The sequence below is a fragment of the uncultured Ruminococcus sp. genome (assembly GCF_937915125.1).
Classification (GTDB): domain Bacteria; phylum Bacillota; class Clostridia; order Oscillospirales; family Ruminococcaceae; genus Ruminococcus_C.
Window position 1 is genome coordinate 1 of sequence record NZ_CALDMP010000081.1, and the last position, 24,104, is coordinate 24,104.

Annotated in this window: 18 protein-coding genes; 6 read left to right on the forward strand and 12 right to left on the reverse strand. The window is 51.7% G+C overall.

Features of this window, described 5'->3' with window-relative positions:
* Window positions 1-494: 494 nt before the first annotated feature.
* Both Q0418_RS08320 and Q0418_RS08325 read left to right on the forward strand, forming a co-directional pair.
* Window positions 495-2,210, forward strand: coding sequence for a phospho-sugar mutase (locus tag Q0418_RS08320; RefSeq protein ID WP_298483692.1), 1,716 nt, complete (start codon window positions 495-497; stop codon window positions 2,208-2,210).
* Window positions 2,211-2,376: 166 nt separating this feature from the next.
* Entirely contained in the window at window positions 2,377-3,570 is a 1,194-nt protein-coding gene (locus Q0418_RS08325; protein ID WP_298483675.1) for a sugar MFS transporter, read from the forward strand.
* A 54-nt stretch (window positions 3,571-3,624) separates the two neighbouring features.
* Here the strand turns inward: Q0418_RS08325 and ispE are convergent, their stop codons facing one another.
* From ispE to trpE, 10 genes are all read right to left on the reverse strand, one after another.
* Window positions 3,625-4,476, reverse strand: a complete 852-nt coding sequence (gene ispE / locus Q0418_RS08330; protein ID WP_298483676.1) for a 4-(cytidine 5'-diphospho)-2-C-methyl-D-erythritol kinase — start codon at window positions 4,474-4,476, stop codon at window positions 3,625-3,627.
* Window positions 4,473-5,654: an aminotransferase class I/II-fold pyridoxal phosphate-dependent enzyme gene (locus Q0418_RS08335; protein WP_298483677.1), complete on the reverse strand. Its 1,182-nt coding sequence runs from the start codon at window positions 5,652-5,654 to the stop codon at window positions 4,473-4,475. The genes ispE and Q0418_RS08335 overlap by 4 nt, the downstream gene beginning before the upstream one ends.
* Window positions 5,655-5,681: 27 nt before the next feature.
* Window positions 5,682-6,164: an Lrp/AsnC family transcriptional regulator gene (locus tag Q0418_RS08340; RefSeq protein WP_298483678.1), complete on the reverse strand. Its 483-nt coding sequence runs from the start codon at window positions 6,162-6,164 to the stop codon at window positions 5,682-5,684.
* Window positions 6,165-6,347: 183 nt separating this feature from the next.
* Window positions 6,348-7,202, reverse strand: coding sequence for a histidinol-phosphatase HisJ family protein (locus tag Q0418_RS08345; RefSeq protein ID WP_298483679.1), 855 nt, complete (start codon window positions 7,200-7,202; stop codon window positions 6,348-6,350).
* A gap of 434 nt (window positions 7,203-7,636) precedes the next feature.
* Window positions 7,637-8,434 (reverse strand): tryptophan synthase subunit alpha, encoded by a 798-nt coding sequence (gene trpA, locus Q0418_RS08350; protein ID WP_298483680.1) that lies wholly within the window; start codon window positions 8,432-8,434, stop codon window positions 7,637-7,639.
* Window positions 8,427-9,614, reverse strand: a complete 1,188-nt coding sequence (trpB, locus tag Q0418_RS08355; protein ID WP_298483681.1) for a tryptophan synthase subunit beta — start codon at window positions 9,612-9,614, stop codon at window positions 8,427-8,429. The genes trpA and trpB overlap by 8 nt, the downstream gene beginning before the upstream one ends.
* Window positions 9,607-10,233 (reverse strand): phosphoribosylanthranilate isomerase, encoded by a 627-nt coding sequence (locus Q0418_RS08360; protein ID WP_298483682.1) that lies wholly within the window; start codon window positions 10,231-10,233, stop codon window positions 9,607-9,609. Before Q0418_RS08360 ends, trpB begins: the two co-directional genes overlap by 8 nt.
* Window positions 10,230-11,015, reverse strand: a complete 786-nt coding sequence (gene trpC, locus Q0418_RS08365; protein WP_298483683.1) for an indole-3-glycerol phosphate synthase TrpC — start codon at window positions 11,013-11,015, stop codon at window positions 10,230-10,232. Before trpC ends, Q0418_RS08360 begins: the two co-directional genes overlap by 4 nt.
* A gap of 10 nt (window positions 11,016-11,025) precedes the next feature.
* Window positions 11,026-12,660, reverse strand: a complete 1,635-nt coding sequence (locus Q0418_RS08370; protein WP_298483684.1) for a bifunctional anthranilate synthase component II/anthranilate phosphoribosyltransferase — start codon at window positions 12,658-12,660, stop codon at window positions 11,026-11,028.
* Entirely contained in the window at window positions 12,657-14,123 is a 1,467-nt protein-coding gene (trpE, locus tag Q0418_RS08375; RefSeq protein ID WP_298483685.1) for an anthranilate synthase component I, read from the reverse strand. Before trpE ends, Q0418_RS08370 begins: the two co-directional genes overlap by 4 nt.
* A 538-nt stretch (window positions 14,124-14,661) precedes the next feature.
* On the opposite strand from trpE, the gene Q0418_RS08380 reads away from it, so the two are divergent.
* The gene (locus tag Q0418_RS08380; protein ID WP_298483686.1) at window positions 14,662-15,507 is read left to right on the forward strand and encodes a hypothetical protein; all 846 of its coding nucleotides are present in this window, start codon (window positions 14,662-14,664) and stop codon (window positions 15,505-15,507) included.
* A 341-nt stretch (window positions 15,508-15,848) separates the two neighbouring features.
* Here the strand turns inward: Q0418_RS08380 and Q0418_RS08385 are convergent, their stop codons facing one another.
* A complete protein-coding gene (locus tag Q0418_RS08385; protein ID WP_298483687.1) occupies window positions 15,849-16,388 on the reverse strand; it encodes a stage V sporulation T C-terminal domain-containing protein in 540 nt (179 codons plus the stop codon).
* Window positions 16,389-16,702: 314 nt separating this feature from the next.
* Here Q0418_RS08385 and Q0418_RS08390 point away from each other — a divergent pair, with 314 nt between their 5' ends.
* Window positions 16,703-17,860, forward strand: coding sequence for a glycosyltransferase family 4 protein (locus tag Q0418_RS08390; protein WP_298483688.1), 1,158 nt, complete (start codon window positions 16,703-16,705; stop codon window positions 17,858-17,860).
* Window positions 17,861-18,126: 266 nt separating this feature from the next.
* Window positions 18,127-21,528 carry an RICIN domain-containing protein gene (locus tag Q0418_RS08395; RefSeq protein WP_298483689.1) on the forward strand — a complete coding sequence of 1,134 codons (3,402 nt, stop codon included), beginning with the start codon at window positions 18,127-18,129 and terminating at the stop codon, window positions 21,526-21,528.
* Window positions 21,529-21,801: 273 nt separating this feature from the next.
* On the opposite strand, the gene Q0418_RS08400 is transcribed toward Q0418_RS08395, so the two are convergent.
* Window positions 21,802-22,143 (reverse strand): PQ-loop repeat-containing protein, encoded by a 342-nt coding sequence (locus tag Q0418_RS08400; protein ID WP_298483690.1) that lies wholly within the window; start codon window positions 22,141-22,143, stop codon window positions 21,802-21,804.
* Between the two features lie 492 nt (window positions 22,144-22,635).
* Here Q0418_RS08400 and Q0418_RS08405 point away from each other — a divergent pair, with 492 nt between their 5' ends.
* Window positions 22,636-23,964 carry an aspartate kinase gene (locus Q0418_RS08405; protein WP_298483691.1) on the forward strand — a complete coding sequence of 443 codons (1,329 nt, stop codon included), beginning with the start codon at window positions 22,636-22,638 and terminating at the stop codon, window positions 23,962-23,964.
* The last annotated feature ends 140 nt before the right edge of the window (window positions 23,965-24,104 follow it).

The following is a 24,104-nucleotide window of genomic DNA, read 5'->3' on the forward strand; positions in this document are numbered from 1 at the left end:
ACCTTAGTCCCACAATTCGTTGACCTTTGACTCGTCCTGTCGTGTGACAGCTTATTCATTCTATCACATTTCAAGCTTTTTGTCAAGTAAACAATTTGTGAATGAATCTGAACTCCCGTTCGTCATTTTACTCTTTTTTTACTTGCCTTTCACTCTCGTGCGACAGCTTTATTATTATATCACATCTTTTCACGCTTGTCAAGCTAAACATTTTTCGTGTTCTTTCCTCAAATTTAGCTAATTTGTACAAACAGTAAATGAGTTTTTTTACGCCTACATTATAATACATCCGAATCATATCACAATTTCCCCTTTTCCGAAAAAATTCACGAATCCGGGCAAAAAAATCGTTGCATCTTTTCGAAACCTGTGGTATAATATTGATATCATTGATTCAAATCATACCATTGGATCAAATTGATCAAAAGCGGCAATGAATGCCGCAGGTAGTTTTTCCATGAATCAGTTTTTTATTGTGTGATGGAGGTATCATGATGACGGAAAAGGAATTGTATCAGCAGTGGCTGGAATGCGCAACAGAGGATGCGGATCTGCAGAACGAATTAAAGGAGATTGCTGGAGATGATGCTGCCATCAGCGATCGTTTCTATCGTGACCTGGAATTCGGCACCGGCGGTCTGCGTGGTGTTATCGGTGCCGGTACTTATCGGATGAATATCTACACCGTTCGCCGTGCGACCCAGGGACTTGCGAACTATGTGAACTCTGCTTTCGAAAATCCCAGCGTTGCCATTTCTTATGACAGCCGCATCAAATCGGATGTATTTGCAAAGGCTGCTGCGGAGGTACTTGCTGCCAACGGAATTCATGTTTATATTTATACAGAGCTTATGCCCACGCCCATGCTGTCCTATGCCGTTCGTGCACAGAAGTGCAGCGCAGGTATTATGGTAACTGCAAGCCACAACCCGGCAAAGTACAACGGTTACAAAGCATATGGCAGTGACGGCTGCCAGATGACCATTGAAGCAGCTGACGCTGTTCTGGCACAAATCAACGCCCTGGATATGTTCAAGGATGTAAAGCATGTGGACTTTGACCAGGCAGTGGCTGCGGGAACCATCTCCTATACACCCCAGTCGGTTATTGACGCATACTATGCCGATGTACTCAAGCAGAGCCTGAATCCGGAGCTTTGTGCAAAAAGCGGTCTGAAGATCGTGTACACACCTCTGAATGGTACGGGCAACAAGCCGGTACGTCATATTCTCTCCGCCATCGGTATTCAGGATGTCACCGTTGTACCGGAACAGGAAAATCCGGACGGTAACTTCACGACCTGTCCCTATCCGAACCCGGAGATCCGTGAGGCTCTGGAATGCGGTCTGAAGCTCTGCCGTGAGGTGAAGCCGGATCTGCTGCTGGCAACTGACCCGGATGCAGATCGTGTGGGTATCGCCGTACCCGATGGGGATGATTATGCCCTGTTCACCGGCAACGAAGTTGGTGCTATGCTGCTGGAATACATCTGTTCTCAGAGAACCGAAAAGGGTACTATGCCCAAGAACCCCATTGCAGTCAAGACCATCGTTACCACCGACATTGTCAATACCATTGCAAAGGCATACGGCGTTGAGGTCATCGATGTACTGACAGGCTTCAAGTTCATCGGCGAACAGATCGGTTTCCTGGAAGAAAAGGGCGAGGAAGACCGCTATATCTTCGGTTTCGAGGAGAGCTATGGCTATCTGGCTGGCTCCTATGTCCGGGATAAGGACGCAGTTGTAGCTTCCATGCTCATCTGCGAAATGGCTGCATATTACCGCACCAAGGGCATTTCCATGATCGAAGCCCGGAAGAATATGTACGAGAAATACGGCGTATACGTACACAGCCAGCACAGCTTCACCTTTGAGGGCGAAAGCGGCATGATCAAGATGCAGGAGATCATGACCAAACTGCGTAAGGAACACCCCACTGAGATCGACGGTCTGAAGGTATTGCAGTTTGACGACTATCAAGTCAGCGTTTCCAAGAATCTGGAAACTGGTGAGACTACCGGGATTACTCTGCCCAAGTCCAATGTTCTGGCGTTCACACTGGAAGAGGGTGCAAAGGTTGTCATCCGTCCCTCCGGTACAGAGCCGAAGATCAAGGCTTACTATACCACAAAGGCAGAAACCAATGAAGCTGCCGAGGCAAAGAAGGATTCCCTGGATACTGCGTTCAGCGCAATGATCCTGGACTGATTTTCTCGTCTGAACACGCTCTAACTGAATAGAAGAAATCGCTCTGTCCGTTTCCGGCGCAGGGCGATTTTTCGGGTTATTCTGTTTTTTTGGATTCGGATTTACGTTTACTTTTTTCGATTGATATGAAACCCATCCGCAATCATGTAAAAAAGGAGTTTTACCTATGACCAACCCCCTATCCGCCCCGAAAAAGCAGGGCAGATGTTTCATCCTTGCCTACTACATCCTCATGATGATCGTCCTGGGTGCCAGCGATGGACTGCGGGGTGTATTCCTGCCCCTGTTCGAGGACACATTCACCCTGACCAAGACCCAGTCCTCCATGATCATCATGTGCAGCTATGTGGGCAATCTGCTGTTTCTGTTCATCGGCGGCTATTTTCTGGATCGCATGTCAAAAAAACGTTTTCTCTTTTCTGTGACACTCCTGTGGATGGCTGCGCTCCTCTGTTATATTCTCACGGAAAGCTATCCTGTACTGCTCATCTGCATGATATTCAGTCTGGGTGCGTCCACCATGCTGTCCACATCTCTCAATGTGGTCACGCCGCTGCTCTTTGCAACGCCGGCATTTTACATCAACATATTCAATTTCACCAATGGTATCGGCATATTTTCCGCCCAGAACATCGGTGGAAAAGTGGCATCGGATATGCAGGCATGGCATATCTTCAATCTGGTGCTCCTGGTGCTGGGGATTGTGGGATTGTTTTTCCTGTGGCGTATTCCCTTTCCGCAACAGGAAGTCCCCGAAAACAAGGGTATCCGGGGAACGCTGGAATCCTACAAGAATATCCTGAAAAATCCGGCGTGCAAGTATCTCATCTGCATCTGCGGTTTTTACTACGTTGCAGAGCACGGGCTACAGAACTGGATGGTCACCTACGGCAGCGAATATCTGGGCTACACCCGGGAACGTGCTGCCCTGTATCTGTCCATTTTCTTCGGCGGTATTACCATCGGGCGGCTGCTCTTCGCACCTCTGGTGCAGAAGCTGAACCCGGCACGGAGTATTGCCATCTTTGCCGGCATTGGCGCAGCGCTGTATCTTGCAGGCATTTTGCTGGAGCGTGCAGGTATCATTCCCCTGCTGCTGTCGGGATTGGCATTCTCCATTCTGTGGCCCACCATTGTGCTGATTATCGGTACATACTACCCCAGAGCCCAGAACGGCATTGCTGTGGGATTCATCACGGCAGTGGCAACCCTCTTTGATATCGCATTCAATGCCGGGTTCGGAACACTGGTGGAACAGCTGGGATTTGCTGTCAGCATCAAGATTCTGCCTCTGGCGGCATTGCTGTTCTTCCTGTTGTATGTGGTCATGCGGAAACGAACGAAACCTTACACGGAATAACCCAAAAGGCGAACACAATTCCCTGTATCCGGGAAAGTGTTCGCCTTTTTATGTTTATAAAGTTACGCAGACCTCAGCAAAATCCACATGTTTTTTCAGAATCTCACACGCCTGTTCTGCCGTCTCCTGCCCATCGAATAATCCGAACACCGCCGCACCGCTGCCGGTCATCACGCTGCAAAGTGCGCCCTGTTCCAGCATGATACGTCGGATCTCCGTCACTTCCGGCAGATGCACAGCCTCCTCGAACAAATTGCCGCAAAGGGGTGCGATCTCCGCTACATTTGCATCCTGTTTCAGGGCATTTCGCAGCTGTTGCACCGGGGGATGCTTCGGGTTTTGCAGGCTGTCGATCTCCCGATAAGCCTCCACCGTAGACACGCCGGCAGTCCCCTTTGCAATGACCAGATGTTTTCCCACAAAGGACGGCAGCTGTTCCAGTTCCTCGCCGATACCAGCTGCATATGCTGTGCCGCCGTACAGGAAAAAGGGCACATCTGCCCCCAGTTTTACGGCGATCTGGCAGAGTTGCTCCCTCGAAAGAGGATTCCCTGTCAGCTCCTGCAATGCCAGCAGAACCGCAGCCCCGTCTGTACTGCCGCCGCCCATGCCTGCCTGTATAGGAATATGCTTTTCCAGGATAATCTCCACACCCTGGTTAAGTCCAGCAGCTTCACAGAATCTTGCCGCCGCTTTCCAGGCAATATTTTTTTCATTGCAGGGTACTGCCGGGTCGGCACAGCGGAGCGCAATGCCCTGCGCATCCGTCAGCGTCACTGTCACCCGATCACAGATGGAAACCGCCTGAAAAACCGTTTCCAGCAGATGATATCCATCCTCACGGGTACCTACAATATCCAGCCCCAGATTGATCTTTGCCGGGGCAATTTTTGTCACCGACTTCATGCCTGTGCTCCTTTATGGCGCTTGACAAAACGTTCCATCCGGCGAAGTGCTTCCTGCAAATGCTTCAGGGAATAGGCATAGGATACACGCACAAAGCCCTCGCCGCTGTCTCCGAAAGCATTGCCCGGTACAACAGCAACCTTTTCCTCCTGCAGAAGTGCTTCGCAGAATTCCTCGCTTGTCATGCCCGTGCTGCGGATGCACGGGAAAATGTAAAATGCACCCTCCGGGTCAAAGCAGGTCAGCCCGATGCGGTTGAAACCGTCCACCAGCATCCGGCGGCGCATGTTGTATTCGTCCACCATTTTCTGCACTTCCTGGTCGCACTCCCGGAGTGCCACGATTGCCGCATGCTGGCTCAGGGTAGGGGCACTCATAATGGCATACTGGTGAATTTTCAGCATCTGCTGTGCCAGAGGCTTCGGTGCACAGACATAGCCCAGACGCCAGCCGGTCATGGCGAATGCCTTGGAAAAACCGCTGACATAAATCGTACGCTCCTGCATTCCCTCCAGAGATGCAATGGAAACATGCTTTCTGCCATAGGTCAACTCCGAATAGATCTCATCGGACAGCACCAGAATATTCGTATCCCGGAGCACCTCCGCAATTGCCTCCAGATCTTCCCGGGTCATAATACCGCCTGTGGGATTGTTGGGATAAGGCAGAATGAGCAGCTTAGTGCGGTCAGTGATATGCTCCCGCAGTTCCTGAGCTGTCAGCTTGAATTTATTCTCCAGCTTGGTGGAAATCGGCACTGCCACGCCGTGCATCAGCTCCACAATGGGCTTATAGCAGACAAAGGACGGCTCCACAATCAGCACTTCATCTCCCGGATTCACTACGGCACGGATGGCAAGGTCAATTGCCTCCGAACCGCCCACAGTCACGATGACCTCATCTTCCGGGTGATAGCTGATGTCGTATTTCCGCTGGACATAATTGCTGATCTCCTGGCGCAGCTCTGCCATACCGGAGTTTGCAGTGTATATCATCCGCTTGCGCTCCAGGCTGTCTACAGCAGCCTTGCGCACCGTCCACGGCGTCTGGAAATCCGGTTCGCCTACGCCCAGACTGATCACGCCGTCCATGGTTGCCGCAAGGTCAAAAAACTTCCGGATACCGGACGGCTTCATCTTCTTTACCTGTTCTGAAAGAAGCGTGTCATAATTCAACACGATTTCTCTCCCCTTTCCTCATTTATCTCACGGGAAATAATATCCACGCTCGTCTTTTTCTTCGCCCTCAATGATAATGCCCTTTTCCTTGTATTTTTTCAGTACAAAATAGGTTGCTGTGGACAGCACGCCAGCAAGAGGGGCCAGACGCTGGGAAACGAACATGGATACTTCCTTCACGTTCATCCCCTTGACTGTCACAGACAGGTCATATGCCCCTGCCATAAGGGCAATGCTTTCCACCTCGTAATACTGCATGATGGTATGGGCGATCTCCTCATAACCGCAGTCACGCTGGGGCGTCACACGCAGTTCAATGATGGCAGTTACCATATCCTTGTTGGCAATTTCATCGTTGACAATGGCACTATAGCCCTTGATCACGCCTTCCGCCTCCAGCTTCTGGATTTCGGCAGTCACCTCCGCCTCGGTCACGCCGAGCATAACGGCAAGCTCCGCATCAGAAGTGCGGGCGTTCTGCTGCAATAATGCGATCAGTTGTTCTCTCATAATAGATTCCTTCCCTTCAATAATTATATGGGGCATCTCTAAAAACCCCGAATCCGTCAGATGTGGTGCAGATTTGTGACAGATTCCCTTGCGGAAAAACGCAGGAATACTCGATGTATTTCAAGTTTTTTCGCAAGGGAAGATGGCGTAAAGATGCGCCGCAGATGACGGGTGAGCGGGTTTTTAGAGGTGACCTATGGTCAGAAACACTGGTTTCCGCTTCACAAAATAACAGGCGCTTGTGAATCCTGCCGCCTTTGCCAGCTGTACACCTTGGGCAATACCCTTCCCTAAGTCCTCTGCGCAGTGGGCATCGGAGCCGAAGGTGAGAATCTCGCCGCCCAGTTCCCGGTACAGCTGTAAATATTCCAGCGTAGGAAAGGGCTTGCCATACTTCTGGCGGAATCCGGAGGTATTCAGTTCAATGCCGCAGCCGTTGGCAATGAGTGCCCGGAAACAGGCACGAATCTGTTCTTCATAGGGTGACAGCTCCACGGGAATGCCGGCTTCCCCTACGATATAACGCAGCGGATAGGTCAGATGTCCCAGCACGTCGAATTTTCCCCAGCGGCAGATATCATACAGCTGAGAAAAATAGTTCTCCAGCAGTTCCGGCACAGATTCCTGTTCGTAATCCAGACAGAAAAAGTCCGGCTGTTCTAACAGTTCGTGGAGAGACGCAATGACAAAATCCAGCCGCACATCCTTTGCAGTACTTTCGGACAGCCCGAAATCAGCGTTAGGCTGACCCATTTCCATGCCGCAGAGGAGTGTGACACCTTGCTGCGCTGCCTGTTCCCTTGCCGCTGTGAGAGTCTCCAGGGACTGTTCCAGCACGGCGGCGTGATCAAATATTTCCCACTCGTTCCGGGGCTGAATGCCGTAATGTGCCTGAGAAAAGAAGCGATTCATTTCCACGTGCTCTGTCACAGCGAGGACAGGCAGTCCCAGCTGTTCCGCCTGGTCACAGAGCTGCTGTACTGTCCCGGTGCCGTCAGGGGATATTTTTGTGTGGGTATGACAATCCATGGGAAGCATTTTATTCACTCCTAACCAACAAAAAAGACCCTCGCCGCCAAATGGGACGAAGGCCTTCGTGTTACCACCCAAATTCGGGAACGCCATGCGTTCCCCTCCATGTCCTTTAACGCAGGACATACGTTCCGGTTTCCCGGAACAGCTCCCGGGCAGCACCTGCACCCTGCCGGGACGTTTTCACCAGACACGCCCTCTCTGTACGGCAAAAGCCACAGTCACTCCGTTCTGCGCTGCAAATGATATTGCCTATAGTATAGCAAATTCCAGGCAGGTTGTCAACTGTTTTTTTGTAAAAACGGAAAAAATTGCTCTCCACAATCTCGTTTCATTCCCGTAATGTGCGGACACGGCACGTCGTGTCCCTACGGATACCGTTTTCCTGTTGGATTTTGACTGTCTGCAACAGTCCCTGTCTATCAGAGAATTCCGATCAGTTACGCATCCAGTCCCTCACGCAGACTCTTGACAAATGCACCAATCTGTGCCGGTGCATCTGTACCGCCGTACTGTTCCACCAGACGCACAATAGCACTGCCCACGATCACGCCGTCGCAGTACTGTCCCATCTGCTTGGCAGCCTCCGGGCCGGAAATACCGAAGCCAACTGCGCAGGGTACTTTGGCATACTTGTGAATCTTCTCAAAGAAAGGCGCAAAGTTTGTCTCAAACTCGCTGCGCACGCCGGTAACACCATTGGAAGATACACAGTACAGGAAACCAGTTGCCTCTGAAGCGATCATCTGAATCCGATCCTCACTTGCCGGTGTCACCAGGCTGATGTTATGTACGTTGTACTTGTCCGCACTGCCCTGAATCTCGTCCTTTTCTTCAAAGGGAATATCCGGCACAATGACGCCGTCAATGCCGCACTCCTTGCACAGGCTGAAAAAGCGGTCTGTGCCGAAGCAGAAAATGGTGTTCAGGTACATCATGAGCAGCAGCGGCACATCTGTTTTCTGACGCAGGCAGCGCACCATATCAAAAATACCTGCCAGAGTCGTACCGCCCTGGAGCGCACGCTTGCTGGCACGCTGGATCACCGGACCTTCTGCAATGGGGTCGGAAAAGGGTACGCCAAGCTCGATGAGATCGGCGCCGTTTTTTACCATCTCCAGCACAGCCGCTTCGGTGCAGGCATAGCCGCCGTCACCGGATGTGATAAATGTGATCAGTGCCTTTCTGCCCTCGGCTTTGCACTGCTCCAGCTTTGCGTCAATACGGTTCTTAGTCATCGATCTTCACTCCTCTGTATTCTGCGATCTGCTGCATGTCCTTGTCACCTCTGCCGGACAGACAGATGATCATGGTTTCCTCCGGCTTCATCTGCGGTGCGATCTTCATGGCTGCCGCAACAGCATGTGCCGACTCAATTGCCGGAATCACACCCTCAGTTCTGGAGAGATATTCCAGTGCTTGTACCGCTTCTTCATCGGTAATTGCCATATATTCCGCACGCCCGGTTTTGTACAGATTTGCGTGCTCCGGACCTACACCCGGATAATCCAGTCCGGCAGAAATGGAATAGACCGGTGCGATCTGTCCCTCGTCGTTTTGCAGGAAATAGGACTTCATGCCGTGGAAAATACCCAGGGAGCCCTTTGCAACAGTTGCCGCATGGAGCTTAGTCTCAACACCTTTTCCGGCAGCCTCTGCGCCTACCAGGCGAACACCCTCCTCCGGGATAAAGTCATAGAACATACCCATGGCGTTGGAACCGCCGCCTACGCAGGCTACGACGCATTCCGGGAGCTTGCCCTCTTTTTCCATGATCTGCTTCTTTGCCTCTTCGCCGATGATCTTCTGGAAATCACGCACCATTGTGGGATAAGGATGAGGACCCATAACAGAACCGATCAAATAGAAGGTGGTGTCGATATTGGTTGCCCAGTCACGCATTGCCTCGTTGATGGCGTCCTTCAGAGTCGCCGTACCATTGTCCACGCTGTTGACCTTTGCGCCCAGCAGTTCCATACGGTATACGTTCAACCGCTGACGGCGTACATCCTCCTTGCCCATGTAGATTTCGCATTCCATGTCAAACATAGCGCAGGCAGTTGCTGTTGCCACGCCGTGCTGTCCGGCACCTGTCTCGGCAATAATCCGCTTTTTGCCCATTTTCTTTGCCAGCAGGATCTGTCCCAGCACGTTGTTGATCTTATGCGCACCGGTATGGTTCAGATCTTCCCGCTTCAGATAGATCTTGCAGCCGCCCAAGTCCTTTGTCATGCGGTCTGCATAATACAGCATGGACGGACGTCCGGCATAGTCTCGCAGCAATGCGCGGTATTCCTCCAGAAATTCCGGGTCCTTGCCATAGCGGTCATAAGCCGCTTCCAGCTCATGTACCGCATTCATTACGGTTTCCGGCACATACTGTCCGCCGAAAATACCAAATCTTCCTACCTTACCCATGATATTCACCTCGTACGATCTTGACGATCTCTTTCATTTTCTCATAGTCTTTCATGCCATCTGTTTCAATGCCGCTTGCCACATCAATACCTGTGGGATGTACCTTTTCCAGTGCAGTGCGCAGGTTTTCCGGTTTCAGTCCCCCTGCCAGGAAAAAAGGCATCTGGGGCGGTGCTTTTGCAATGAGATCCCAGTTTGCCGTCTGTCCTGTTCCGCCCACCTGTCCGGGCACGTAGCCTTCCAGCACCAGCTGATCTGCACCCAGATGTTCTGCCGCCTGGATCTCCTTTCCGTTTTGTACCCGGATGGCTTTCCAGACAGGCAGACCTGTCAGTTCCCGGACTTTTGCGATGATCCCGGCATCCTCCGAGCCGTGGAGCTGGATCACATCCAGGGGAACGCTGCGGAGTACACGAACAATCTCATCCGGAGCGGCATTGACGAATACGCCCACAGCGGCAATAGACCCATGTTTTTCTTTCACCAACGCTGCGGCAGCCGCCGTCGTCACAGAGCGGCGAAATCCCGGCGACAGGATCATGCCCATATAATCGGGCTCCAATACATTACAGTAGATGACATCCTCTCTTCGCCGGATGCCGCAGAATTTCACTTTCATACACCCTCCCGCAGTTCTGCCAGCGTCTGAGGAATATCGCCGCTGCGCATAAGGGTCTCGCCGATGAGCACGGCATCTGCACCCAGAGCACGCACCTGCTTCATATCCCCATTGTTCCGGATGCCGCTCTCGGAGACGAACACCGCATCTGCCGGAGCAAAGGGTTTCAGCTGTGCCACTGTGTCCAGACTTACCGCAAAGGTTTTCAGATTGCGGTTATTCACGCCCAGGATCTCCGGCTGGAGAAAAGCAATGCCCTCCAGTTCCTCCCGGCTGTGCACCTCTACCAGTACCTCCAGCCCCAGGTCATATGCCAGATGATACAGCTCCGCCAGCTGCTGGGGTTCCAGAACAGCTGCAATGAGGAGCACGGCATCTGCACCGATGGCAGCGGCTTCGTAAATCTGGTACTCGTCGAAAATAAAGTCTTTCCGCAGAATGGGCAGGGAGACTGCCTTGCGGATGGCTGCCAGATACTGTGACGAGCCTTGGAAATAGTGCTCCTCTGTCAGACAGGAAATGGCATTCGCTCCGGCTTTTTCGTATGTCTCAGCAATCTCCACGGGGTGGAAATCGGGGCAGATCAGCCCTTTGGACGGCGAAGCCTTTTTCACCTCGCAAATACAAGACAGGGTATCCTGCTGCAATGCCTTTTTCAGGGAGACCGGCTTTCTCAGGTCAAGCGCCGCTTCTGCCCGGGCTTTCATTTCTGCCGGCGCACAGGCTGCCTTTTCCCGTGCCAGCTGCTCCTTCCGGTGCAGTATAATTTCATCTAAAATCATATGACGCTCCTTACGCATTCTGATTGGTGTATTCCACCAGCTCCTGGAGCTTCTCCAGTGCTCTGCCGCTGTCGATCTGCTCTGCTGCCAAGACAATGCCATCCGCAATGGTCTCTGCCTTGCCGGAAATATACAGGGCGCAGCCAGCATTCATCAGAACGATATTCCGTCTTGCATCCTGAATGGAACCATCCAGAATGCCCCGTGTGATCCGGGCATTTTCATCGGCAATACCGCCCACAATTTCCTCTTTTGTCCCTCTGGGCAGCCCGAAATCCTCCGGTGCGATCTCATATTCTGTGACTGTACCATCCCGCACCTCTGCAACAGAAGTTTTGTCGGAAATGGAGATTTCATCCAGCCGGTCATTGCCGTAGACGATCATGGCACGCTTGATGCCCAGTCCCAGCAGCACGTGCGCCATTACCGGCAGCAGTGCCTTGTCATAGACACCCAGCACAATATAATTGGTAGACGCCGGATTGGTCAGAGGTCCCAGTACATTAAATACCGTCCGCAGACCCAGTTCTTTTCGCACCGGTGCCACATATTTCATGGAACCGTGATAGTTCTGGGCGAAGAGGAAGGAGATGCCTACATGTTCCACACATGCCTTTGCCTGTTCCGGGGTGGTCTGGATCTTCACACCCAGGCTTTCCAGAACGTCTGCGGCACCGCTCTTGCTGGAAACGCTGCGGTTTCCGTGCTTTGCCACAGGCATTCCCGCTGCTGCGATGACAAAGGAAGAGGTGGTGGAGATGTTGAAGGAATTCGCCAGGTCGCCGCCGGTGCCTACGATATCAATGCTCTCTTCACATCCGTTGACGTGCAGCGCTTTCTGGCGCATGCCCTTGGCGAAGCCGGTGATCTCTGGGATCGTCTCCCCTTTCATGCGCAGCGCCGTGAGCAGTGCGGCGATCTGCGCATTGGTGGCATTGCCACTCATGATAATATCCATTGCCTCTGCGGCTTCCTGTTCTGTGAGGTCGTTGCCGTCCACCACTTTTGCGGCATACTTTTTCAGCTCTGTCTTGGGCTTTTCCTCCTTGATCGCCGGCAGGGGTACGGAAACGCCGGGGATCATGTTCAGGAAGTTCGCCAGCATCCGCTTTCCGTCCTCTGTCAGGAGCGATTCCGGGTGGAACTGCACGCCGTATGTGGAGTGTTCCCGATGTACCAGCGCCATGATCTGTCCGTCCTCGTCTCGACCTGTGACTTTCAGGCACTCCGGGAAGTCGGATTCCTGACAGATCAGGGAGTGATATCTGCCGCAGGGAACGAACTGGGGCAGTCCCTGGAACAGTGGACAGGTCACATCCAGATTGATGCGGCTGGACTTGCCGTGCATGAGGACATTGGCACGGACGATGGTGCCGCCGAATGCCTCGCAGATGGACTGGTGTCCCAGGCACACACCCAGAATCGGGAACTTTCCGCTGAAACGGCGGATGGCTTCCATGGTGATGCCGGCATCCTTGGGATAACCCGGTCCCGGAGAGAAGATCAGCGCCTGAGGTGCCATGGTTTCGATCTCGTCTAATGTAATTTCGTCATTGCGTACCACCTGGATGTCCTTGTACAATTCACCGATGTACTGATACAGATTATAGGTGAAGGAATCATAATTGTCAATGAGTAAAATCATTGTTCTGCCTCCTTGATCGCATTGATGACTGCGAGTGCTTTGTTGACGGTTTCGTAGTATTCATTCTCCGGCACGGAATCTGCCACGATACCGGCGCCTGCCTGGACATACGCCTTTTCATTGGCAAAGAGCACGGTGCGGATGGCAATACAGGTATTGATATTGCCGTCAAATCCCAGATAACCAACAGTGCCGCCGTAGAGTCCGCGCTTTTTGTTTTCGAACTGGTCGATGAGCTCCATGGCACGTACCTTCGGTGCACCGGAAAGGGTTCCTGCCGGCAGGATCGCCATGAGCGCATCCAGTGCCGTCTGATCGCTGCGCAGATCACCTATGACATCGGAAACCAGATGCATGACCTTGGAGGCACGCTCCGTTACCATATACCGTGCCACCTTCACTGAACCGAACTCCGAGACCTTTCCCACATCGTTTCTGCCCAGATCCACCAGCATGGTGTGCTCTGCACGTTCCTTGGGGTCGGCAAGGAGTGCCTTTTCGTTTGCCTGATCCTCTTCCGGCGTCCGTCCTCTTGGCTTTGTGCCGGCAATGGGACGATTGTGTATCACGCCGTTTGTGACCTTTGCCAGCATCTCCGGCGAAGCACCTGCCACGTCGTATTCCGGGGTGTGGAAGTAGTAGAGATAGGGCGAAGGGTTCGTGGCACGAAGTCTCCGGTAGACGGAAAAGCTGTCCGGCGGATTGCTGATCTCGAACCGCTGGGAAAGGACGATCTGGAAAATATCACCGTTCCGGATGTATTCCTTTGCATCCCGCACCATCTGGCTGTACTGCTCCTTTGTCATATTGGAGCGAACCACGGACTCGCCCTGGTGGCGCTGTTCCTGGGGCTGAGGGTTATAATGGCGGATGGTCTCTGCCAGTTCCTCGGCTCTCCACTGGGCTGCGGCATACTGGGCACCCAGATCTCCGTCTGTGTGGAGATTCAGGATCACAATGCCGTTGCTGGTCAGGTGGTCATACGCCACAAGCTCCTCGTAGAGAAACAGGTGACAATCCGGTATATGAATATCGTCCTCCGGCACGTTTGTGAGCTTCTTCTCCATGTAGCGCACGGTGTCATAGCCAAAGTAGCCGATGAGACCGCCGGTGAAGTTCGGCGCATCCGGCAGTACCGGCGCATGGTATGCCGCCATGCGTTCTTTCAGAAAGGCAATGGGCTGTTCCACGTGGAGTGTCTCTGTCTGGTCTCCGGTGCGGATCTCTGCGGTATTGCCGGTAATGCGGATCTCCTCCTTCGGGGAAAAGCCGATGAAGGAATACCGATCCCACTGCACACCGTTGCTGACGCTTTCCAGAATAAAGGAATTCTTTCCCCGGGGTGCGAGTGCCGTGTAAATATTCAGCGGCGTCTGGTTGTCTGCCGAGAATTCGTAGAACACCGGAATGGTGTTATACTGCCCGGCAAGTACTTTCACCTCTTCAAGTGATGGTTTCAGCATATAGATCACTCCTCTTTTCAATCAAAAACAAATAAAAAAAGCCTGACATCCCAAAAACATGGGACGTCAGACTGTCGTCTACGTGTTGCCACCCAATTTCAGAAACAATATTGCTGTTTCCCTCATTACAGATACGCCGGATCAGATCAGACCGGATATATCCTCTCCCGATAACGCAGGAGCTGCGGCAATGGATACTGCGGCATCTGCCGGTTCGCCACGCTTCTCACAAACCCATTCACCAAACAGCGTACATATCGGGATCACACCATCCCCGACTCTCTGCGATGCCGTTTTGCCGGCTACTTACTTTTGCTCATGGAATTTAAGCTACGTCTAGTATACGCAAAATCCAGTGATCTGTCAAGGGGTTTTTGATTCTTTCCGGCATTTTTGTTGTATTGTGCAAATTTCGACAGGCTTTTTCTGTGGCTTTGCACAAACATAGAAAAAGAAACGCATATGCCATTCCGCCGGGCGCATAGGAATGAGACATAGCAACTCCACAGGACAACCGAGAGACCCCAAGGAGGTACCTATGTCACAACTGCACAAAGCGATTGCGGCGTTGTTCGCCGGATGTTTTTGTACCATGACCATGCACCAGCTGCCGATTCTGGGCAGTGCCTTTGAAGAACGAACCAAGCCCATTCTGGATGCCATCCGCATTACCCATGTGGGCGATACGGATACCTGGACAGATTCCATACCAGAGCCGCTGCCGGAAAATGACCTATCAAAACAGCAGCTGACCTGCACCCTGCCCCCGGAACCGGAACAGCCGGAAGAACCCATCCAGACCACAGCACCGCCTGTGGCAACGCCTGTCACGACCACAACCACAACAACTGCCGTCACGACATCCACTTCTCCCACGGAGACCACCACGGCTGTCACAACTTCTGCGCCGCCGGAAGAGACCGCACCGGAAGCAGAGACTGAGACCGTTCCCATAGATGACCAGTCTCTCTTTGACATCCAGGAGACCTGGTTCAAGGCGTACATGGACTATCGTACCATTACGGACACCAGTTCCGTCCAATATGAGTTACAGCAGTCAGCGTGGACAGATGAACATGGTCTGCGGCGGATGGGAGAGGATTATCTGGTGGCAATGGGGACAGGCTGGCTGGAGGAAGGCTGCGGCGAGCGTTTTGTGGTAACGCTGGAAAACGGCGAGACATTCACCGTTATGGTAGGCGATGTCAAGGCGGACTGCGACACTGACTCTACCAGGCGCTACCGCAACTGCGGCGGCGGTGCAAATGTGCTGGAATTCATTGTGGATACATGGTGCATGACCTGCGAAGCGAGAAATGCCGGGACAGTTTCCGTTTATGCAGAACTGGAAGGCAATATTGCGGATATCGCACGAATCGAATAAAAGAAAGGGCGGCATTCGTGAAAGCCGCCTTTTGTCGTGATATGGTAATCAAATTTATGAAATGATAAACCCTGTGAACTGTAGTACTCTATCACATCTAAGGCAATACCGCACAAAGATTGTGCGTCAGATGCGCCGTCAGATTTTTCGTCAGATGAAACAAAAAGCGCAGTGAATACTTTGTGTATTCACGAGCATTTTTGTGAAATATGACGGGAAATATGCAAGCATATGACGTGCAAAGCCGTCAGGCGTTCTTTGTGCGGTGTTGCCTCAAGAATAAATTTTGTGATATGCACAACAAAACGGGCAGATCATAGATGGTCTGCCTATTTTGTTGTTTATCCCTCCAACTGGCGTCCCAGAAATTGTGACGCTGCCTGGATCAGGCTCTTCTGGCTTTCGTTCAGCCCAGTGCCGTCACCGTTGTCCAGAAATGCCACTGCACCAGTGACGTCTCCTGCGGCAATAATGGGCATACATGCCATGGCGCTTTTTTCCACACCCTCTGCCGGAATCAACTCCGGCTGACCGGATTCGGAAAAATACTGCCGGCGGTTTTCCATGAGATCCTCCAGTTCGGGAGAGACGCGTCTGGCGTTCCACTCCTTTTTGGCTGCGCCGGATACGGAGACCACGTGATCCCTGTCGAATACTGCCACCGGACAACCGGCGAGTTTGTGCATAATATCTGCCACCTGTGCGGCGTTTTCACTCATTTCACCAATGGGGGAATATTTCTTGAAAATGACCTCACCGTCACTGCTGGTGTAAATTTCCAGCGGATCTCCCTCCCGAATCCGCATGGTACGGCGGATTTCCTTCGGAATGACAACACGACCGAGATCATCAATACGTCTGACGATTCCTGTTGCTTTCATCTATGTGATCCTCCTGTTCATTTTTCTGGTGCGTCGCAGAAAATGGTTTCTGCGATGGTGCTGATATTGTCTGCAAAATCGGCAGAAATATACACTCAGGGAAAATTTCATGAAAACTCGATGGGGGATAAAACGGAATAGATCCATGTATTCTTCGTCTGGAAATGATAAGCCGACATAATTTCATAGTATCCCATAGTTTCCTCCGAAAGGCATGCATGAAAACATTGACCTTTTCCGCTATTTTTGCTATAATAAGAAAAAGGACGAAACTGACGGCATTTTGTCGAATGGAATGAGGATGATAGCGATCTATGAAAAAGCTAGTGATGATCGGACCGGTCTATCCGTTTAAAGGCGGCATTTCCCACTATACTGGTCTTATGGTGAAAAATCTGAAAAAAGAATTTGATGTGTACACTGTTTCCTATCGGATGCAGTACCCGAAACTCCTGTTCCACAAGGAACAGCGGGATTATCAGAACGATACCACAAAAATCGAGGATGCACAGTTCTGGATCAATACTGCCAACCCTCTGAACTGGGTACAGACGGCAAACCGTATCAAGGCTATCAATCCCGATTATATCATTATGCAGTGGTGGCATCCTTATTTTGCGCCCTGCTACCGCAGTCTTGCCGGACTGCTGAAACGGTATCCCATTCTGTTTGTATGCCATAATGTTTTCCCCCACGAACGTTTCCCCATGGATCGGAAACTGGCACGTGCTGTACTGAAACAGGGAAGTGGTTTCATTACCCATTCTCATATGGATGCAGAAGATTTGAAAACCATCGTGCCCCAGCCCGTTTATGAGACAACGGTACTTCCGACGCTGAATGTGTTCCGGCTGAAAAATATGACCTTTGCACAGGCGAGAACGGAAATTCAGGTTTCGCCGGAAAAGAAAGTGCTGCTGTTCTTCGGACTGATCCGGGAATACAAGGGTCTGAAGCATTTGCTCCGGGCAATGCCTGCCATTATCGCTTATGACAGCAATATTGAGCTGCTGGTGGTGGGAGAATTTGGCAGCGATGAAGAAAAGGCGGAGTACATGGCACTCATTGAGGCGTCCGGCGCAAAGGCACATATCCGGCTTGTGGGCGGCTATGTGCCCGATAAGGAAGTGGAAAAATATTTTGCAGCGGCAGACCTGGTGGTGCTGCCCTATGAATCGGCAACCCAGAGCGGCGTGGTGCAGGTGGCATATGGCTTCGAAAAACCGGTCATTGTCACAGATGTGGGCGGTCTGCCGGAGGTGGTGGCAGACGGCAAAACCGGCTATGTGGTGGAGCCGAAAAATGCCGATGCCCTGGCAGAAGCGGTGATCCGCTATTTCCGGGAGGAAAAACAGGCAGAATTCGCCGAGAATGTCCGCCGGGAAGCGGATCAGTATTCCTGGGATCGCATGAACGAAACGGTTTTGCGGCTGACGGCGCAGATGGACAAGGCAAAGTCCGGGAAAAAATAAGCAGATACAGAAAAAGAGATGCATGGGAGACTTGGTGCATCTCTTTTTGTTTTCGCCGTAGACGGAATATTTGCAGGAAGAATGTGCCCACTATGACATACGCCGAAATCTTCGCCGGAAATATAGTGAAAATGCACATGCAAAACAGATAAAAATTATTCAACATGTGCATTGACATTATATATTTGATATATTATAATAAGGAGAGATAAAATAAAATGCGCGTTTTACGGATGGAACGCTGAGAAAATTATGAGGTGATTTGGATGAAGAGGAAAATCACAGCGTGGCTCGCTGCTGCGGCGATGAGCGTGACTATGCTGGGTACAGCAGTGCCGGGTGCAGTGCAGACCGTTTCAGCGGCAGGCGGCTATCAGATGGAGTATCTGGATCGGGGCATTTCTGCCGTGAATACCGGCTCTGGTATGCTGGTGAGCTGGCGGTATCTTGCCAGCGATTCGGAGAACACAGAGTTCCGGCTGTACCGTGGAACGACACTGGTCTATACCAGCGGAAAAGAAGATGCTACCTGTTATCTGGATACCGGCGGCAAGAGCAGTGATACATATCGTGTGGAAACAGTGGAAAACGGTACTGTGACCTCCACATCCACCTGCGCCCTGACCTCAGATCAGAGCTATTTCCAGCTGAATCTGGATCCGCCCACCAGCAGTGACTGTACCTATTCGCCCAATGACTGTTCCACAGGCGATGCGGACGGCGACGGCGTGTACGAGATCTTTTTGAAATGGGATCCGTCCAATTCCAAGGACAATTCCCAGAAGGGCGTCACGGGCAATGTGTATATTGACTGCTACCGTCTGGACGGCACACGGCTGTGGCGGATCGACCTGGGGAAGAATATCCGTGCCGGCGCGCATTATACGCAGTTTTTCGTTGCCGATTATGACTGCGACGGAAAGGCAGAGATGACCTGCAAAACCGCAGATGGCACTGTAGATGGTCTCGGCAATGTGATTGGTGACGCATCCAAGGATTATCGGAATTCCAGCGGCTATGTGCTCAGCGGCCCGGAGTATTACACCCTCTTTGACGGTCTCACCGGTGCTGCACTGGATACCGTGGATTATGAGCCGGAACGTGGTACAGTCTCCAAATGGGGCGACAGATACGGCAATCGTGTGGATCGTTTCTGGGGTTCTGTGGCATATCTGGATGGCGTACATCCCAGCGTGGTGACAGGCCGCGGCTATTATACCCGTATGACTGCCACTGCTTATGATGTGGTGAACAAGAAGCTGGTGAAGCGCTGGGCGTTTGATACCGGAAACAGCTCCTCTGCTGCAGGCTATGGCGACGGCAATCACAACAGCATGGCGGCAGATGTAGACGGCGATGGAAAGCAGGAGATTCTCACCGGTGCAACCTGTATTGACGACAATGGCTCTGTGCTGTGGTGCCTGAATACCGGTCACGGCGATGCCATGCATCTGGGAGATCTTCTGCCGGAGCGGAATGGTCTGGAATTGTGGATCTGCCATGAGGATAAGCCCTATGGCGTATCCTTGATTGATGCAGCCACCGGCAAAACCATTTTCCACAAGGACGGTTCCGGTGATACGGGGCGCTGCTGCGCAGACAATGTCTGGGCAGGGAATAACGGCGCTGAATTCTGGGGACTGGGGAACGATGTCTTTGACGGAAGCGGCAACACCCTCAGCTGCCGCCGCCCGGCGATCAATTTCCTGTCTTACTGGGATGGCGATCTGGAACGTGAGATCCTGGACGGCTACACCGATTCTCCGGCGACGATCTCTAAAATGGGGGCAGACGGAAAGCTGACAACGCTTCTGAGTACAGACGGTTATTATACCTGCAACACCACAAAGGGTACTCCCTGTCTTTCCGCTGATCTCTTCGGTGACTGGCGTGAGGAACTCATCGTGCGCGGCGCAGACAGTAAGTCCATTCGCATTTACTGCACGACTTACGATACGGATTACCGCATCCAGACCCTGATGCACGATCCGCAGTACCGGGTACAGGTATCGGCACAGCAGACGGCATATAACCAGCCGCCTCATGCCAGCTTCTACCTGGGTTCGGATCAGGCTTTGCCGGAGTATATTTCTGTCACTGTGCCGGAAAAGGGTGTGACCGATCCCATTCCGCCTACACCCACGAAGCCTACGGCGGCGGCTCTCACAGACGGGGCAGTGTATATGCTGAAGAATGTCAACAGCGGTCTGTATCTGGAAGTAGCAGACGGTGCAGCACAGCCTGGCGCCAATGTACAGCAGTGGGGTGCGGATGCATCGGCTGCGCATAATACCTGGCGCGCTGTTTCTGCCGGCGGCGGATATTATTATCTGTACAGCCAGCTGGGGGATAAAGTCACCTATTTGCTGGATGTTGCCGGCGGAAAGGCAGACAATGCCACCAATATTGCCATCTGGAGCAAGAGTACCCGGGAACAAGCGCAGCAGTTCCTGTTCTCCTTGAACGATGACGGCTCCTATACTATTTATACAAAGGCGTCCGATCTGGGATCCTGCGTGGAGATCGTCAATGCAGAAACCGGAAACGGCGGAAATGTACAGCAGTATGAGGTGAACGGCCATCCCTGCCAGCACTGGATGCTGGAACAGGTGACGGATTCCGGCGCTGTTATGGATACCACACAAATCTATCAGATGCAGAATGCCAACAGCCAGCTTTATCTGGAAGTGCAGGACGGCAAGGCGGAAGCCGGTGCCAATGTTCAGCAGTGGGGCGCAGACGGTGCTGCGAAGCACAATACCTGGACGCTGGAGTCCGCCGGGGACGGGTACTATTACATCTATTCCCAGTTGGGAGACGGCAAGACCTATTATCTGGACATCGCCCGTGCTAAGGACACAGACGGCACCAATGTGGAGATCTATACCGAGAGCAAAACTGCGGCGCAGCAGTTCAAGTTTGTGAAAAATCCCGATGGTACATATCATATTCTGACAAAGGTCTCGGGAGATAAAAGCGGTCTGGGCATTGAAGGCGCATCAACGGCAAACGGCGGCAATGTGGTACAGTGGACGCTGAACGGCAGTGCGGATCAGAAGTGGATCCTCACCTCTGCGGGAACCATTGAACAGCCCCAGGAGACGACCGAACCGCCGGTTGTCACCACAGAACCGCCTGTGACTACGGAAACAGAAACGACGACTTCCACTTCAGAATCCGAGGATACGCAGTCACAGACGACTTCGACTTCGACGACTTCTACCGAGCCGCCGGTTCTGACAACGACCCAGGCACCGGAGACAGAGACAACTGCGTCTTCAGAAACAACTGTTGTTTCCACGACTTCTGCGACTCCTTCGGATACGGATCCCATTGGTACAACTGCAACTACCAAAACTACCACAACTACAACCACCAAAACTACAGTTGCAACAGAAGCCACAACCAAAACGTTAACCCCGGCAACGACAACCACCACTGTTTCGGAAGAAATGTCTGTGCTCTTTGGTGACGTGAACCTGGACGGCAGAGTGGATATCACCGATGCGGTACTGATGAACAAGGCAGTTGCCGGTGCGGTAAAGCTGGGTAATCAAGCATTCGCCAATGCGGACTGTTTGCAGGACGGGGAATTGAGCGGCGATGATGCCATTTCCCTGCTGCAATTCCTGGTACACCTGATCGATTCACTTCCGGTGAAAGGCTAAAGGTCACCTCTAAAATAATTCAGCTTTTTTAAGGCAATACCGCACAAAGATTGTGCGTCAGATGAAACAAAAATGCTCGTGAATACTTTGTGTATTCACGAGCATTTTTGTGAAATATGACGCAAAATATGCAAGCATATGACGTGCAAAGCCGTCAGGCGCTCTTTGTGCGGTGTTGCCTTAAGTACATTTTTAGGCAATACGATAATTTTAAATTAAAAAGGGTTGATCTCGGAACATTAAGATCAACCCTTTTCTGTATCCTGGGGTGCGTCAGGATACATGATGTGCCAGCTTGGAATAAACGATCTGGCTGGGAACACTGCCATTGCAGAGCTCTGCCTTGCGGTCCAGTGCACAGTTGCGGAAATACACAAACAAATTCGCCGTCACCATCAGTAGGTTAATGACATAAACTGCCAGAACAAAAGCATTTTGTGCGGTGATGCCGTGCATCAGCTTTGCTGTGATACCGGCGATGTAGCCAATGATCAGCAGCAGGATAAAAGGCAGGCTCATGCCCTTTGCACTGCGGCACTTGTAGTTTTTCACCAAGTTGATGGGCCAGGAACATCCAAAACAGATCAGCATTGCAACTTCTAACATTTCACTCATTTGTAATTCTCCTCATGTGATATCATTGTTTTTTTCTGACACTATCAGTATATCACCGTTTTCCTGCGCTGTCCAATATCAATTTCCATTGGAATCATAATGTAAAGCCTATGATTTCAGATTCATTTTACAGTTTCTGTAATGAATTGTGTAAACTGTACAAAATAAGTGCTTTCAGATTGTCATAAAGTACAAACGTCCCCCAGGGGAACAGGAATATAATGATGGTCTGGATGGCTGTCCGTCCTAAAAGAACAAGCGTATTTACTAAAAATACAATCAAAAAAAGCGAAAAATTGTGGCATTTCCCCATTGATTTTTTTGTCGAAAACGAATATACTATTATAGTATGCAAATAATAGCGAGATTTCTGGGAACATGGGTTCTCGGAGAGGGCAGCGGAATTGCCGCTGCGGGAGTTTTTCTATGGCACTCCGCAAAAACCATAAATATATCACGAGGAGCGAGACGAATCAGTCTCAGGATACAAATATGGCAATCAAAGTTGTAAAATTCGGCGGAAGCAGCCTTGCCGATGCACGTCAGATCCAGAAAGCAGCTGCGATCATTCAGGCAGACCCCCAGCGGCGGTATGTCGTGCCGTCTGCACCGGGAAAGCGTTTTTCCAAAGACATTAAGGTGACCGATATGCTCTACACCTGCTATGGGCAGGCAGAACAGGGCGTTGATTTTCAGGGCGAGCTGGATGCCATCCAGGCACGCTATGACGATATTATTGCCGGACTCGGCATGGACTTCTCTCTGGCAGATGAATTTGCTGTCATTGCAGAGAACTTCCGCAAGCGTGCCGGAAAGGACTATGCCGCAAGCCGCGGAGAATATCTGAATGGCAAGGTCATTGCCGCATATCTGGGATTCCCCTTTGTGGATGCGGCAGAGGTGATCTTCTTCCGTCCGGACGGATCACTGGATGACGAAAAAACAGCCGATACCCTGCGGGAGCGTCTCTCCGGTATGGAAAATGCCGTAATTCCGGGATTTTACGGCTGCGGCGCAGATGGCTATGTCAAGACCTTCTCCCGTGGCGGAAGCGATGTCACCGGCTCTATCGTTGCTGGTGCAGTGAAGGCGGAACTGTACGAGAACTGGACAGATGTTTCCGGTTTCCTAGTGGCAGACCCCCGCATTGTGGAAAATCCGGCAGTCATCCGTACCATCACATATACGGAGCTGCGTGAGCTTTCCTACATGGGCGCATCTGTACTGCACGAAGCTGCGATTTTCCCGGTTCGTTCTGCTGGTATTCCCATCAATATCCGCAACACCAACGCACCGGAAGAGCCGGGCACGATGATCGTACCGGACAGCACAGAGGAAGAACTGTCTGCCTACACCATCACAGGAATTGCCGGCAAGAAGGATTTCACATCCATCAATATTCACAAGGATCTTATGAACAGCCAGATCGGTTTCTGCCGTGACGTGCTGAACGTTCTGGCAGAGCACAACATTCCTCTGGAACACATGCCGTCCAGCATCGACTCCATGACGGTAATTGTGGATTCCGATCATCTGAAGGGCATGGAAGAGGAGATCCGCACAGAGATCATCAAGGCAGTACAGCCGGATTCCATGGAGACAGAGGACGGGATTGCATTGATCGCCGTCGTAGGTCGGGGCATGTGCCGGACACGAGGCGTTGCGGCACGTATCTTTGCTGCATTGGCGCACGCACGCATCAATGTACGTATGATCGACCAGGGCTCCAGCGAGCTGAACGTCATTGTTGCCGTAAAGGAAAATGACTTCGAGCAGGCGATCCGCTGCATCTATGAGATGTTTGTCAATTCCGTTGCCTAAGGTGATATCACACAGCTGTTTTTGTGCGGTTCTGTCATAAAATAAAGGCAACACCGCGCAAAGAGCGCCTGACGGCTTTGCACGACATATGCTTGCATCTTTTCCGTCATATTTCACAAAAATGCTCGTGAATACACAAA

Bases quoted from the DNA above. Each gene is read 5' to 3' on its own strand.
- Q0418_RS08390 (WP_298483688.1), top strand. From the start codon at position 16,703: ATGAAAAAGCTAGTGATGATCGGACCGGTCTATCCGTTTAAAGGCGGC.
- Q0418_RS08380 (WP_298483686.1), top strand. From the start codon at position 14,662: ATGTCACAACTGCACAAAGCGATTGCGGCGTTGTTCGCCGGATGTTTT.
- trpC (WP_298483683.1), bottom strand. From the start codon at position 11,015: ATGATTTTAGATGAAATTATACTGCACCGGAAGGAGCAGCTGGCACGG.
- trpE (WP_298483685.1), bottom strand. From the start codon at position 14,123: ATGCTGAAACCATCACTTGAAGAGGTGAAAGTACTTGCCGGGCAGTAT.
- Q0418_RS08360 (WP_298483682.1), bottom strand. From the start codon at position 10,233: ATGAAAGTGAAATTCTGCGGCATCCGGCGAAGAGAGGATGTCATCTAC.
- trpB (WP_298483681.1), bottom strand. From the start codon at position 9,614: ATGGGTAAGGTAGGAAGATTTGGTATTTTCGGCGGACAGTATGTGCCG.
- Q0418_RS08395 (WP_298483689.1), top strand. From the start codon at position 18,127: ATGAAGAGGAAAATCACAGCGTGGCTCGCTGCTGCGGCGATGAGCGTG.
- Q0418_RS08370 (WP_298483684.1), bottom strand. From the start codon at position 12,660: ATGATTTTACTCATTGACAATTATGATTCCTTCACCTATAATCTGTAT.
- Q0418_RS08405 (WP_298483691.1), top strand. From the start codon at position 22,636: ATGGCAATCAAAGTTGTAAAATTCGGCGGAAGCAGCCTTGCCGATGCA.
- Q0418_RS08325 (WP_298483675.1), top strand. From the start codon at position 2,377: ATGACCAACCCCCTATCCGCCCCGAAAAAGCAGGGCAGATGTTTCATC.
- Q0418_RS08385 (WP_298483687.1), bottom strand. From the start codon at position 16,388: ATGAAAGCAACAGGAATCGTCAGACGTATTGATGATCTCGGTCGTGTT.
- ispE (WP_298483676.1), bottom strand. From the start codon at position 4,476: ATGAAGTCGGTGACAAAAATTGCCCCGGCAAAGATCAATCTGGGGCTG.
- Q0418_RS08400 (WP_298483690.1), bottom strand. From the start codon at position 22,143: ATGAGTGAAATGTTAGAAGTTGCAATGCTGATCTGTTTTGGATGTTCC.
- Q0418_RS08340 (WP_298483678.1), bottom strand. From the start codon at position 6,164: ATGAGAGAACAACTGATCGCATTATTGCAGCAGAACGCCCGCACTTCT.
- Q0418_RS08320 (WP_298483692.1), top strand. From the start codon at position 495: ATGACGGAAAAGGAATTGTATCAGCAGTGGCTGGAATGCGCAACAGAG.
- trpA (WP_298483680.1), bottom strand. From the start codon at position 8,434: ATGACTAAGAACCGTATTGACGCAAAGCTGGAGCAGTGCAAAGCCGAG.
- Q0418_RS08345 (WP_298483679.1), bottom strand. From the start codon at position 7,202: ATGCTTCCCATGGATTGTCATACCCACACAAAAATATCCCCTGACGGC.